Genomic DNA, 13,726 nt, shown 5'->3' with positions numbered 1-13,726 from the left:
AGTCCACTCCGTAACGTCCGTCACAGGTAAATACGGAATGGGGTCGCCGAAGTGCGCATCGGTATGGGCTTGAACTACAGCGGCGGATTCGCCGAGACCGTCGAGGAGGTCGCCGACCTCGAACGGGCGGGCCTGGACATCGTCTTCGTCCCCGAGGCGTACTCGTTCGACGCGGTCAGCCAGATCGGCTACCTCGCGGCGAAGACGTCGACGGTGGAGTTGGCGTCGGGCATCTTCCAGATCTACACCCGCACCCCGAGCCTCACCGCGATGACCGCGGCGGGTCTGGACTACGTCTCGAACGGCCGATTCGTGATGGGTATCGGGGCGTCGGGCCCGCAGGTGATCGAGGGCTTCCACGGCGTCAAGTACGACGCGCCGCTCGGCCGCACCCGCGAGCTCGTCGACATCTGTCGTCAGGTGTGGCGGCGGGAGAAGGTCGAGTACCAGGGCAAGTACTACAAGGTGCCGCTGCCCGCCGACCAGGGCACGGGGCTGGGCAAGCCGCTCAAGCTCATCAACCACCCCGTGCGCGACCGGATTCCGATCGTCATCGCCTCGCTCGGACCGAAGAACGTGGCGCTGACCGCGGAGATCGCGGAGGGCTGGGAACCGATCTTCTTCCACCCGGAGAAGGCCGACGCGGTGTGGGGCGACGCGCTCGCGACGGGCAAGGTCAAGCGTGATCCGAGCCTGGGCGACCTGCAGATCTACGCGAGCCCGGCGCTGGCGATCGGCGACGACGTCGAGCCCATGCTGGAGTGGATCAAGCCGAATCTGGCGCTCTACATCGGCGGCATGGGCGCCAAGGGCAAGAACTTCTACAACGACCTCGCGTGCCGCTACGGGTACGAGGAGGAGGCCGAGAAGATCCAGGACCTGTACCTGGCCGGCAAGAAGGCGGAGGCCACCGCCGCCGTGCCCGACGACCTCGTGCGCGCGATCTCCTTGATCGGCACCGAGAGTTTCGTCAAGGAACGGGTCGCGGCCTTCGCGGCCGCCGGCGCCACCACTCTCAACGTGATGCCGCTGGCCGCAGACCGTGCCGGGCGCGTCGCGCTCATCGAGCAGTTGCGCGCGCTCGTCGACTGACGGACCCCGGCGAGCCGTGACGTGCCGAGCGTCACGGCTCGCCCGGGACCGAAGACCCACACGCGGGCCGCCGGAAATCAGGACAATGGGTCTCGACAGGTCCCGGAACACACCGCGGGTGTGAAGGAGAATCAGAATCCATGAGCGCAACAGATGCGATCGTCGTCGCAGTAGACGGTTCCGAAGCGGCATCGAACGCGGTGGTCTGGGCGGCCCGTGCCGCCGCGGCCCATCAGCGTCGCCTGCACATCGTGACCGCCGTACACATCCCGGCGTTCTACTACTCCGAGCCCTACCTGGCACGCAGCTTCCAGGACGAGCTGCACGACACCGCCCGCGCCCGCCTCGACAGCGCACAGGTCCTCGCCCGGCAGTCGGCCGACGACAACGCGGCGATCGAGATCACGACCGAGGAACTCGAGGGCCGGCCGGCGCCGCTGCTGATCGACCTGTCGAAGCAGGCGTGGATGGTGGTCCTCGGCTCGCACGGCCACGGTGAGATCACCGGGCTGGTCGTCGGTTCGGTGACGGCCGCGGTGGCCGCGCACTCCGAGTGCCCCGTCGCCGTGGTTCGTGGTCGCACGCTCGACGGGCATCCGCCCATCGAGGGTCCGATCGTCGTGGGCGTCGACGGCTCCGAGTCCTGCAAGCCCGCCGTCGCTGCAGCGTTCGAGGAGGCCGCGATGCGCGGCGCCACCCTGGTCGCGGTCAATGTGTGGAGCGATGTCAGCGTGCAGCCGTCGCTCGGCGCGACACCGGACGACCCGCACTGGAGCCGTATCCAGACGGGTGAGGAAGTGGTGCTCGCCGAGCGGCTCGCGGGCTGGCAGGAGCGCTACCCGGATGTGACCGTCGAGCGTGTGGTCGCGCGTGACCGTCCGGTGCGGGTGCTCAGCGAGTACGCCGAGCAGGCGCAGTTGATCGTCGTCGGCACTCGCGGCCGGGGCGGCTTCAAGGGCATGCTGCTGGGTTCGACCAGTCGCGCGATGCTGCACACCGCCGATTGCCCGGTGCTGATCGTGCCGTCGGGCACCTAGATCCGAGCTTTTCGCCGGGGCCGTGCGGTTCGCCGCGCGGCCCCGTGAAAATCGTGTGGTCTTCGACCCTCTCAGGCGCGGGCCAGGGCCCGATAGCCCGACTCGTTGAGCGCGTGATGGCGCGCCCACCGCGTCTCTGTCCAGCCGGCGTCGGTGTGGGCCGCGACCAGAGCGGCCGTCGTGGCCGAGTGCAGGTCGAACTCGAGGGCGCGTCGCAGCTCCCGAATCTCGGCGGGGTCGGCTGCGGCGTCGACCTGTCCGATCGTCGCGTCGACCCGGGCGTCGGCGTCGTCGAGGATCCGCCGGTACGACGCGGGCAGCACCGCCCACAGCACGACGACGGCGACGACGACACCGATCACCGTCTCGACCAGGCGGTCGCGCGTCACCGCCGTCAGGTCCGCCGGTGACCCGAGCCCGGCGAGCAGCAGCGCGAGGATCGTGATGAACACCATCGCCAGCCCGTAGTTGCGGACGAGGTACGCCTGGATGCCGGCCATCGACGCGGCCAGCACGAGGACGAGTGCCGCACCCGTCGGGTCGAGCGGGGTCAGCGCGGCGAGGATCACCAGGCCCAGGACGGTCCCGGCGAACCGGTGCACGGCCCGGTACGTCCCCAGGATCCGGTCCGGGCCCTGATGCAGGATCATGGCCGCGGTGATGACGGCCCAGTCCGGGCGGGCGACGCCGAGGAGCATCGCGGCCGCACCCGCTGTCGGGCAGGCGACGAGCAGTCGCACCACGATGAGCGTCGATCGGCTCCGCAGGTGCGCCGCGCGGCCGAGCCGGAATCGGACCGTCGGCCGGGGAGCGGGAACGCTCCGAGACAGGTCCTCGCCGTCGGCGTCGAGCGTCGAAGTGCTCCCGTGCAACAGGGCGACGCAGCGGTCCTGCGCGGTGCGCAGGTCTTCGGTGAGGGGATGGTCGCGGGCGGCGAGGTCGGCGTCGTGCAGGCACTGCCACGCGGTGTGGACCGCCTTGACCGCGGCGTGCCGTCGCACCGCCGATCCCCGGTCGTGGTCGAGGGCGTCGACCGCCGCGATCGCCGACGCCACCGCCGCGCGCTCGGGGGTCCGTGGCCGCAGCACGCATCCGGACATGGCGACGGCCACCGCGGTGGCCGCCCCGATCGCGGTCCAGCCGACGACGTGACCGACGGGAACGCCGGCCGCCGGGAGGGCCGACGCGATCTCCACCGCGAGCAGCGGAAGGAAGGCGCCCGGCGCGCCGATGCGCAGCGCGTCGACCACGAAGGCGGCAACGGCCACGAATACCGACATCGTCAGCACCAGCGCCATGGGCCACCACGCGGACCCATCGGCGGACGCCGCTTCGTGGACCGCGCTGCCGACGACCGCGCCGAGCGTGGCCGCGACCACCATCACTCCGGCCGCGGCCGAGACCGCTCGCCACCGCACCCGATACGGACGGCTCTCCCCGTACACGACCGCGAAGGCGCCGAGAGCGGCCGTCGCGGCCGCCGGACCGTGACCGAGTGCGATGCCGAGCAGGCCGGGCAGGGCGACTGCGACCGCCGCCCGCGCAGTTCCCGGCCAGCGCCGACCGTCCCGCGGCACGCGCACCAGCGCGGGCCAGGGCCGCGCCGGGGTGGGAATCGGGGGAGGGGCTTCGATCGACACGGATCCTTACGTTACGAAACGGTCGGGGGCGCGATCGAATCAGGCGAACCGGGAATGTCGCCTACCGTGCATCCGGGTCTCGTGGCCTTCTCGATTCCTCCCCTCGGCGGAAGGGATCGGAGTTAAATGGATTCGAACAGGCGCAAGGGATTTCGACAGCACTAGCACGGCCAGCCCAGTCCACCGCCCGCCCGCACCGGTTCGTTGCCGCCCGCGGGAGGCAGATCGTTTCGGGGATGCGCGATGAACGAAGCAGCCTTGGGAGTCCACGCGAGCGGGAGCCGGCCCGCCGTGTCCGGATCGGAGCCGGCCGAGTCGTCCGACGACGCCGCGGGCAGTGGCGGTGGCGGCGCCCCCGGTGGCCGTATCACGCTCCCGGCGCTGCTCGCGGTGGCCCGCCTGACGCCGCCGCAGGCCGCGCAACTGGTCGCGGACCTGCTCGAACAGGTCGAACTGACAGCTACGCGTCGGGGCAGGCCGGTAACGCTGTCCCCCGAGGCCGTCACGGTGTCCGACGGTGGACGGCTCACGATCGACGGTGTCGCCTCCCGTATCGAGGTGGACGACGGCCTCGTCGATCTGATCCGGGGCATCGCAGCCAACTGCCGCGGTTCGGGCTTCGGTGATCTTCTTCGCGAATCAGTCTCGGGCACTGTGGATCCCCAGGAGTCGTCTCATCGGATTCGTCGGGTGATCGATCCCGAACTCGACCCCGACGGGGAGGCTCGGCGGCGGCGCCGGATCGCCGACCTCGTCGAGGCGGCGACCGTCCGGCCCTCGGCGAGCAGCCGGGCGGCCGCGGAGCCGCGCGACCCGTCCGCGACCCGGAACGGTCCGGCCGTGGCGACCGGATCGCTGGTGACGGGTACCGGTTGGTATCCGCCGGTGCGGAGTCCCTGGCACAGTCGGCGGCGGCGACCGTCCCGGCGTCAGGGCCTGTACGCCGTGCTCGCGCTCGTCGTTCTCGCCGGGTCGGCCGTCGCGGCTCCCCGCGCCTGGGATCAGTTGAGTCGGGGCTGGGACGCGCTGGTCCATCCGGTGAACGCCTCGTCAGCACAGAACCGCATCGAGCCGGTGTCGCCGCCGCCACCCGCACCCGAGGACCCGGCGGCCGCAGGCGGGGTCGCGCCGGCGGCGGTGGACACCGGTGCCCCGGCCGCGTCAGGTCAGATAACCGGGGTCACAGCAAGTTTCGCCGACGGCTCGTGCAGTCCCGGTAAGCCCTGCGCCGTCCGAGTGGACGTGCGACTGGACCCGTCGACGGTGGGCGCGGTCACCTGGAAGCTGAACGTCTACGACCGTTGCACCGGCGAGGTGCGCGAGGGGTCCGACGTCACCATCCCGGCGGAGCCGGGGCGCGACGGTGTGTACGGCCTGAGCCGGGCCACCCTTCCGGACAGTCCGGCGCTCGCCGTCGCGGCGATCACGAGCGTCCCGGCCGTCGCCGCGTCGGAGCCGCTGTACGTACCCGCCGAGAACGCGGTCTGCCGATGAGTGGGGACGGCGGCCGGGTTCGGGGACACGATCGGGAGTCCGACCCCTGGATCGTGGCGGCGGCGGTCGTTCTCGCGGTTCTCGGTCTCCTCAACCTGGTGTCCATCGGGTTCACGTCGCAGGCCATCCGCCACGCCTTCTTCACGGTGATCGGACTCGGATTGATGTGGGTCGTCTCGCGCATGCGCGTGAACAATCTGGCCCGGTTCGGATGGGTGACCCTCGCAGTCTCGGTCGTGATGCTGGCGGCGGTGCCGCTCGTCGGCGTCGCGGTGAAGGGCGCGCAGCGCTGGCTGGATTTCGGCCTGTTCACCGTGCAGCCGTCGGAGATCGCCAAGCTCGGTCTGGTGATGGTGTCCGCGACCATCCTCGCCGGTGGCTACACCGTCGGCCGACTGACGGCGGCGTTGGCGATCGCCGGCGGCGTCGTCGCGCTCGTTGCGCTGCAGCCTGACCTGTCGAGTGCCGTGGTGCTCGTCGCGATCGCGGTGTTGATGCTGATCCTGGCCCGGGTGCCGGCGGCGCCGCTGATGCCGCTGTTCGCGCTGGGGATCGCCGCGCTACCCATCGCTGTGCTCTTCCTGCGCCCGTACCAGCTCGAACGGATCCAGACGTTCATCTCCAGCGACGCCGACCCGGGCGGGTCGGGCTGGGCGTCGATGCAGGCCGACATCGCGGTCGGCAGCGGCGGCCTGTGGGGCCTGGCGCGCGACCCGGTCTACGACCTGAGGGCGGCATACCTGCCCGAGGCGGAGCACGACCTCGCGTTCGCGAGCGTCGTCTACGGGTGGGGGCTGTTCGCCGGTATCGCCGTCATCGCGGCCAGCCTGGTGATCACGTGGCGGGCCGCGCTCGCCGCGCGCCGCGCCCGGACCCGGGAGGCCGCGCTCGTGGCCGCGGGAATCGGCGGACTGTTCGGGATCCACGCGGTGCTGTCCATCGGGGCGAGCCTGTCGGTGCTGCCCCAGACCGGGATGCCGCTCCCGATGTTCAGCTACGGAGGCACCGTCGCGGTCGTAGGTTTCGTGGCGATCGGGCTGGTGCTCGCGGTGCGCCGCGACGGTGTCGGCCGCCCGCTGTGGGCGCAGCCGTCGACTCGCCGCGGTCGGCCACGGGGCGTCACGGCCGGCTCGCTCGCGGTCACCGCGCTCCTCGTGGCCATGTCGGTCTTCGCGTGGCAGTTGCAGAGTGGCCGCGGTCCGGAGTTGCGCGCGCTCAGCGACACCCAGATGACCCGGTGCATCCGATTGCCCGCCGAGCGCGGCGAGATCCTCGACCGCAACGGGGTGCCGCTGGCGACCAACGTGCCCGAGTACTCCATATCGGTGGTCAGTCGCATGTTCGACGAGGACGATTCCGGGGAACGCATCATGCTGGCCGGGCTGCTCGGCGAGCCCGACGCCGAGCTGGCGGAAACGTTGAGCGCCCGCGGCGACGGCGAGATGCAGGCCGTCGTCGGCCGGGTGCCCCCGGAGCAGGCGCGGCGGATCATCGACGCGAAGCTGCCCGGGGTGCTCGTCGTGCCCTCCGGCAAGCGGCACTATCCGTACGGACCCTCGCTCGCCTCGGTGCTCGGCTATGTCGGCGTCGGCGATCCGCAGGACATGGAACGTTGGCCGCAGCTGGCCCTCGGGTCGCGGGTGGGCCGGGCGGGCCTAGAGAAGCAGTACGACGCGCTGCTCCGCGGCACCGACGGCAGACAGTGTGTGTACGTCGATCCCGCAGGCAACCTGGTCGGCCCCGCCGAGCGGGTCGATCCGGTGCCGGGCCACGACCTGCGATTGCACCTGGACATCGGCTTGCAGACGCTGGCGACGGACGCGCTGGCCCAGGCGGTCCGTAGCAGCGGAGGCGACCTCGGCGCGGCGGTCGTGATGGACGCGCGCACCGGTGGGGTGCTCGCGCTCGCCAGCGTGCCCGGGTACGACAACAACGTCTACGGTCCCCCCGTCGACGCCGTCGCGCTGGCCGCCCAGACCGAGGGGGCGGGGCCCGGCAAGATGCTCAACCACGCCTACCAGACCGCCGCGCCACCCGGCTCCACCTTCAAGATCGTCGTCGCGTCGGCGAACCAGGAGGAGCAGGTCCTGGACCCGGAAGAGGTGATCGAGACCGGCGCCGCCTACAGCTACGGCGGGCACACGTTCGCGAACTGGCAACCGATGGGACCGAACAAACTGTTGGGCGCGATCCAGTGGTCGGACAACGTGTACTTCTACAAGCTCGGGGAACTCCTCGGTCCCGAACGGATGGCGCGGACCGCGTCCGAACTCGGTGTGGGCAGCCGATCCGGCATCGACCTGCCCGGCGAATCCGCCGGGTTCCTCGGCACCCCGGAGAACGTCGCCGACATCGGTGGCACCTGGTATCCCGGCTCCACGCTGTTGATGGGTATCGGCCAGGGCACCGTGATCGCGACGCCGGTGCAGGTGGCGCGCTGGACGTCCGGCATCGCGACCGGCGCGCTCGTGACCCCGCAACTCGCCGCCGCCGACGCCACCGGCGACGGCGCTCCGATTCCGACGGGCGAGCCGCAGCGGCTTCCCTTCGCCGACAAGCTCGGTCCTGTCCGCGCCGGAATGCGGGCTTCGGCCACCGCGGGTACCGCGGGCCAATTGGCCACGCTGCCGGTAACTGCCGGCGCCAAGACGGGCACGGCGGAGGATCCGTCGGCGCCGGGCGGGCTCAACGCCTGGTTCTCCGCGGTGGTGCCCTTCGAATCCCCCGAGATCGTCGTGACCGCGCTGGTTCGCGGCGGCGGGTTCGGTTCGGCCACATCCGGTCCGGTGGTCAAGGCCATCCTCGAGCGCTACCTCGCGGAGCGCCCGGGCCCCCCGCCTGCGGCACCGGCGCCGGAACCCGGCCGGTGATCAGCCGCTGTAGGCGGCAACGACCTCGGGGTGATCGAGGCAGGCGGTGGCGCCCTCGGCGACGCACGTGAGGGGGCGTTCGGCCGTCTTCACCGGCAGGCCGAACGACTCCTCGAACAACTGGGACAGCCCGCGGAGCATCGCGCCACCGCCGATCATCAGAACGCCCTCGGACATGACGTCGCTGATCGCTTGCGGGGGAAGATCTTCCAGGCATGCGGTGAGTGTCTGCACGATTCCCGTCGTGGTCGGTCGCAGCGCCTCCACGATCTCCTCGACGTCGAGCGAGATCAGCCGGGCGCGGCCGGTGACGGCGTCCAGTCCCTCCACCACGAGCGATTGTTCGTCGGCGGGGTCGGGGGCGCCCATCTTCGCGCGCTCCGCGGTGAGTTCGCCGACGATGATCTGGTGTTCTTCGCGCAGGTAGTGGTGCAGCGCCTCGGTCAGTTCCTCGCCCGCCAGTTGGCAACTGCGGTGCGAGATCACGCCTCCGAAGCAGATCGCGGTGACCTCCGAGACACCGCCGCCCACGCTGACGACGAGGTGCGCCCGTGGTTCGAGGGGGTTGACGCCGCACCCGAGCGCCCCCGCCACAGGTTCGGGGATCAGCCCGACCTTCCGCAGACCGGCCTCGTGCCCGACCTCGAGCAGGGCGCGGCGCTCGAGCGGGGTGGCCCCGGCGGGTGCCGAGAAGACGGCCGTCTGCCGTCGGCCGTAGCGGCGGTGCGGCGCGACCTGCTCGATGACGGCCGTGACGAAAGCCCGGGCCGACTCCAGGTCCACGATCACGCCGTCGCGCATGGGCCGCACCTGCGAGATCCCTGCCGGGGTGCGGCCGACGAGATTGCGCGCGTCCTGGCCTATCACGAGGGCCCGATGCGGGTCCTTGTTTCGCACCAGCATGAAAGACGGTTCGTTCAGGACGATTCCGCCGTCGAGGGTCCCGACGACAGTGTTGGTAGTTCCGAGATCGATGCCAAGTCCACGCACTTCGGCCTCCCGAAGGGAATCGAACGAGATGGATTAGATGCTACGCACACCGCGCAGCTTCATGGCCGGTTTCGCGGGGCAGCGCTCGGTGCGATCGTGCGGCGCGAACGACAGCGCCCGCGGGAGGTGACTCCCGCGGGCGCTGCGTCGAACTTGTGAGCGTGTCTAGAGGGTCCTTGCCAGGCGGTTTGCGAGCATTTTCGCGAAGTGTGCCGGATCCTCCAGCTCGCCGCCCTCCGCGAGAAGGGCGGTGCCGTAGAGCAATTCGGCGGTCTCGGCGAGGCTCGGATCGGCACCGCGTTCGGCGTGCGCGGCGCGCAGCCCCTCCACCAACGGGTGGGTCGGGTTGAGTTCGAGGATCCGCTTGAAGTGCGGGACCTCCTGGCCCGACGCCCGGTACATGCGCTCGAGCGACGGCGTCATGCCGAACTCGTCGCCGACGATGCAGGCGGGGGAATCGGTGAGGCGCGTCGACAGGCGCACCTGCTTGACCTGCTCCTCCAGGGTCGAGGTGAGCCAGGCGAGAACGTCGGCGAACTGCTTGTCCTGCTCCTCGCGCTTGGCCTCGGCGTCCTTCTTCTCCTCCTCGGTGTCGAGGTCCACCTCACCCTTCGCGATCGACTGCAGCGGCTTGCCGTCGAACTCGGGGACCGACGTCACCCACATCTCGTCGACCGGGTCGGTGAGGAGCAGCACCTCGAGGCCGCGGGCTCGGAACGCCTCCATGTGCGGCGACGCCTCGAGCTGCTGGCGGGACTCGCCGGTGAGGTAGTAGATCTGCTCCTGGCCGTCCTTCATCCGCTCGACGTACTGCGCGAGCGTGGTCTGCTCGTCCTCGCTGTGCGTCGACGGGAACGACGAGATCTCGAGCAGGGTGTCGCGGTTGTCGAAGTCCGAGAGCAGACCCTCCTTGAGGACCCGGCCGAACTGCGACCAGACGGTCCGGTACTTCTCGCGGGTCGCCTCGTCGTCGGACCAGAGCATGTCCTTGATCGTGGTGAGGACCTTCTTGGTGAGCCGGCGCCGGATCGCCCGGATCTGGCGGTCCTGCTGCAGAATCTCGCGAGAGACGTTGAGCGACAGGTCCTGCGCGTCCACCACGCCCTTGACGAAGCGCAGGTACTCGGGCATGAGTTCCTCGCAGTCGTCCATGATGAACACCCGCTTGACGTACAGGTGGATGCCCGCGCGGTGCTCCCGGGAGAAGAGGTCGAACGGGGCGTGCGACGGGATGAACAGCAGCGCCTGGTATTCGAACGTGCCCTCGGCCTTCATCGGGATGACCTCGAGCGGGTCGTCCCACGAGTGGCTGACGTGCTTGTAGAACTCGTTGTACTCGTCGTCGGTGACCTCGCTGCGCGGCCGGGCCCACAGCGCCTTCATGGAGTTGAGGGTTTCGGTCTCGACCACCGTCTTCGGCGCGGCGTCGTCCGCATCGTCGTCAGTCTTCGGTGCCGGACGCTCCACCTGCATCCGCACCGGGTACGCGATGAAGTCCGAGTACCGCTTGACGATCTCGCGGAGCTTGCGCTCGGACGCGTAGTCGTACAGGTGATCCTCGACGTCCTCGGGCTTGAGGTGCAGCGTCACCGACGTGCCCTGCGGGGCGTCGTCGACGGTCTCGATCGTGTACGTGGCGTCGCCGCTCGACTCCCAGCGCGTGCCGTGCTTCTCGCCGGCCTTGCGGGTGAGCAGCGTGACCTTGTCGGCGACCATGAACGTCGAATAGAAGCCGATGCCGAACTGTCCGATCAGCTCCTCCGACGCCGCCGCGTCCTTCGCCTCGCGCAGCTTGCGGCGAAGCTCGGCGGTGCCCGACTTGGCGAGGGTGCCGATCAGGTCGATCACCTCGTCGCGGGACATGCCGATGCCGTTGTCGCGCACCGTCAGGGTGCGCGTGTCGGCGTCCACTTCGAGCTCGATGTGCAGATCCGACGTGTCGGCCTCGAGGTCCTTGTCGCGGTAGGCCTCCAACTTGAGCTTGTCGAGCGCGTCGGACGCGTTCGAGACGAGCTCACGGAGGAAGGTGTCCTTGTTGGAGTACACCGAGTGGATCATCAGATCCAGGATCTGGCGAGTCTCCGTCTGGAACTCGCGCTGTTCGATACCCGTGGTCATTCGTGGTCCCCTTCGACAGCAGAACGTTCGACGCAGATGGTAGCGGCTGGCCGGCCCGCGCACCGTCGCACGAACCGGCTGTTCGCGTGACGCGAACGTTACGCTCGCCTGCTGGTCGGAGTGGCTTTCCGGTGGCGCGCGCGGACGTATCTTGGAATCGTGCGCGGTGCGGTGCGGACCGACGCGGGGATCGGCAGGGCGAGTCTTCCCGAGGAGCTGGACAGCTTCGTGGGACGGCAGAACGAGGTGGCCGAGGTCCGGCGGCTGCTGTCCGAGTCGCGCCTGGTGACGCTCACCGGCCCCGGCGGCGTCGGCAAGACCCGGCTCGCGCTCCGCGTCGCCCGCGAGTCCCGCAAGGTTTTCACCGGTGGAACGTGGTTCGTGGAGTTGGGGGACCTGCGCGATCCCGACCTGCTGTGGCAGACGGTGACGGACGTCCTCGGTCTGCAGGACTGGTCGGCCCGCCCGCCGGAGGCCGTGCTCGTCGAGCACCTGGCGGACGGGCGTGCACTGCTGATCCTCGACAACTGCGAGCACCTGGTCGACGCCGTGGCGAACTTCTCCGACACCCTGCTCCGCGCGTGCCCGGGCCTGTCGATGCTCGCGACCAGCCGCGAGCCGCTCGGTATCGGCGGGGAGGCCGTCGTCCGGGTGCCGCCGCTGACGGTCGCCGCGGGGACAGGTCCGGGCGAGCAGATGTCCGACGCGGTCCTGCTGTTCGAGGAACGGGCGCGTGCAGCAGTGCCCGATTTCCGCGTCACCGACGACAACCGGGCGGTGGTCGAGGAGATCTGTGCGCGGCTCGAGGGCCTGCCACTGCCGATCGAGTTGGCCGCCGCCAGGCTGCGGGCGCTGTCGGTGGAGCAGATCCGCGACCGGCTGAGCGATCGCTTCCGGTTGCTGACGCTCGGTGGCCGCACCAGCCCGGGCCGACAGCAGACGCTGCGGATGAGCATCGACTGGAGCTACGACCTGTGCACCGACTCGGAACGGCGGTTGTGGGCCTGCCTGTCGGTGTTCGCGGGTGGCTTCGATCTCGATACGGCCGAGAGCGTGCTGCACGACGAAGCCGGGCCGGTGGACGTGCTCGACGTCGTGACCGCGCTGGTGGACAAGTCGATACTCGTGCGCGACGAGGCGGACTCGACGGGGGTTCTCGCCCGGTACCGGATGCTCGAGACGATCCGCGAGTACGGGCAGGAGAAGCTGGAGGAGTTCGGCTGGACGGACATCGTGCGCCGTCGGCACCTCGACTGGTTCGAGCGTTTCGTCCTGCGCGCCAAGAACGACTGGATCGGTCCCCGGCAGGTCCAGTGGGCCGCCGCCGTGGACGTCGAGCAGTCGAACATCCGTGAGGCGATCGAGTTCGCACTGGCGGAGCGTGATTGGGGCGCCGCGTTGCGGATCACGGCGGCGCTGTACCCGGCGTGGATCGTGCGGGGCCGGTTCAACGAGGGCCGCCTCTGGCTGAGACGGTCGTGGGAGGGGGACGGTGGGCCGATCGACGACCGTATCGAGGCGCTGTGCGTGAACAGCATGCTCGCCGCGCTCCAACAGGACATCGTCGCCGCAACAGTGTTGGCGGACAAGGCCCGTCGGCTGGCCGAGGAAGGTGTCGACGACGTGTCGGCCGCACGGGCGGCGGCAGCGGTCGCCTACGCCGCGGTCACCCGGGGCGACCTGGAACCGGCGCAGGCCGACCTGGGGCGGGCGATCGCGGTGTTCCGCGAGCGTGACGATCTCTACGATCTCGTGCCCGCGCTCTACTGGCAGGGGTACGTGATCGACATCCTGGGCGATCCCGACGAGGCGTCCGCGCACTACGACGAGGCGCTCGCCGTCACCGAGGCCCACGGCGAAATCATGTGGCGCGCGATGATCATGTCCGACTACGGGTCGTCGCTCTGGCGGCACGGGCAGCTCGAGCGGGGGAGTGCGATGCTCGTGGAGGCTCTACCCCTCCTGCGTGCGTTGGACAACCAGTTCGGTGGGGCCTGGTGTTTCGAACAGCTGGCTTGGACGGTCGTCGAGCAGGATCCGGAACGGGCCGCGGTGTTCCTCGGCGCCGCCGAGGTGCTCTTCACCGCGACGGGTAGTCCCATCGAGACGTTCCAGCCGTTGGTGGCCTACCACGAGCAGTGTGTGCGTCGAGCCCGTGAAGCGCTCGGTGACAACGCCTTCGACGCTGCCCGTCAGCGCGGCGTGGCGATGAACACCGAGGAGGTCATCGCGTACGCGCTCGGGGAACAGCCGCTGGACGTTGCGGAACCGGCCGCCGACAGCGGGCACAACCTCACCCGCCGCGAAATGCAGGTCGCGGAACTCGTCGCCGAGGGCATGACGAACCGGGCTATCGCCGAGCGCCTCGTCATCGCCCCGCGCACCGTCGAGGGGCACGTCGACCACATCCTCGCCAAGCTCGGGTTCACCTCGCGCACCCAGGTCGCGGCGTGGATGGTCGCGCAGCGCGGGGGAGCCCGCTGAG

General features: G+C 70.2%; 8 protein-coding genes. 5 read left to right on the top strand and 3 right to left on the bottom strand.

What is annotated here, in order from left to right; genetic code table 11:
• Positions 1–51: 51 nt before the first annotated feature.
• Together A6I89_RS07025 and A6I89_RS07020 are read left to right on the top strand one after the other, a co-directional pair.
• On the top strand, positions 52–1,092 hold the full coding sequence (locus A6I89_RS07025) for an LLM class F420-dependent oxidoreductase (protein WP_022594478.1): 1,041 nt from the start codon (positions 52–54) through the stop codon (positions 1,090–1,092).
• Between the two features lie 140 nt (positions 1,093–1,232).
• Positions 1,233–2,129, top strand: coding sequence for a universal stress protein (locus A6I89_RS07020; RefSeq protein WP_022594480.1), 897 nt, complete (start codon positions 1,233–1,235; stop codon positions 2,127–2,129).
• Between the two features lie 71 nt (positions 2,130–2,200).
• Here the strand turns inward: A6I89_RS07020 and A6I89_RS07015 are convergent, their stop codons facing one another.
• A complete protein-coding gene (locus tag A6I89_RS07015; protein ID WP_022594482.1) occupies positions 2,201–3,769 on the bottom strand; it encodes an FUSC family protein in 1,569 nt (522 codons plus the stop codon).
• A 243-nt stretch (positions 3,770–4,012) separates the two neighbouring features.
• On the opposite strand from A6I89_RS07015, the gene A6I89_RS07010 reads away from it, so the two are divergent.
• Together A6I89_RS07010 and A6I89_RS07005 are read left to right on the top strand one after the other, a co-directional pair.
• Positions 4,013–5,263: a hypothetical protein gene (locus A6I89_RS07010; RefSeq protein ID WP_044990594.1), complete on the top strand. Its 1,251-nt coding sequence runs from the start codon at positions 4,013–4,015 to the stop codon at positions 5,261–5,263.
• Entirely contained in the window at positions 5,260–8,133 is a 2,874-nt protein-coding gene (locus tag A6I89_RS07005) for an FtsW/RodA/SpoVE family cell cycle protein (RefSeq protein WP_005514900.1), read from the top strand. Before A6I89_RS07010 ends, A6I89_RS07005 begins: the two co-directional genes overlap by 4 nt.
• Here A6I89_RS07005 and mreB read toward each other — a convergent pair whose 3' ends face one another.
• Together mreB and htpG are read right to left on the bottom strand one after the other, a co-directional pair.
• Entirely contained in the window at positions 8,134–9,123 is a 990-nt protein-coding gene (gene mreB / locus A6I89_RS07000; protein ID WP_022594486.1) for a rod shape-determining protein, read from the bottom strand.
• 165 nt (positions 9,124–9,288) lie between these two features.
• Positions 9,289–11,241, bottom strand: coding sequence for a molecular chaperone HtpG (gene htpG, locus A6I89_RS06995; RefSeq protein WP_022594488.1), 1,953 nt, complete (start codon positions 11,239–11,241; stop codon positions 9,289–9,291).
• Positions 11,242–11,400: 159 nt separating this feature from the next.
• Here htpG and A6I89_RS06990 point away from each other — a divergent pair, with 159 nt between their 5' ends.
• Positions 11,401–13,725 carry an ATP-binding protein gene (locus A6I89_RS06990; RefSeq protein WP_022594489.1) on the top strand — a complete coding sequence of 775 codons (2,325 nt, stop codon included), beginning with the start codon at positions 11,401–11,403 and terminating at the stop codon, positions 13,723–13,725.
• Position 13,726 lies beyond the last annotated feature (1 nt).

This window comes from Prescottella equi, assembly GCF_002094305.1.
Lineage (GTDB): Bacteria > Actinomycetota > Actinomycetes > Mycobacteriales > Mycobacteriaceae > Prescottella > Prescottella equi.
The sequence above is the reverse complement of the archived record's forward strand: the minus strand, read 5'-3'. Positions and strand labels throughout refer to the sequence as shown.

Bases quoted from the DNA above. Each gene is read 5' to 3' on its own strand.
- A6I89_RS07005 (WP_005514900.1), top strand. From the start codon at position 5,260: ATGAGTGGGGACGGCGGCCGGGTTCGGGGACACGATCGGGAGTCCGAC.
- A6I89_RS07020 (WP_022594480.1), top strand. From the start codon at position 1,233: ATGAGCGCAACAGATGCGATCGTCGTCGCAGTAGACGGTTCCGAAGCG.
- htpG (WP_022594488.1), bottom strand. From the start codon at position 11,241: ATGACCACGGGTATCGAACAGCGCGAGTTCCAGACGGAGACTCGCCAG.
- A6I89_RS07010 (WP_044990594.1), top strand. From the start codon at position 4,013: ATGAACGAAGCAGCCTTGGGAGTCCACGCGAGCGGGAGCCGGCCCGCC.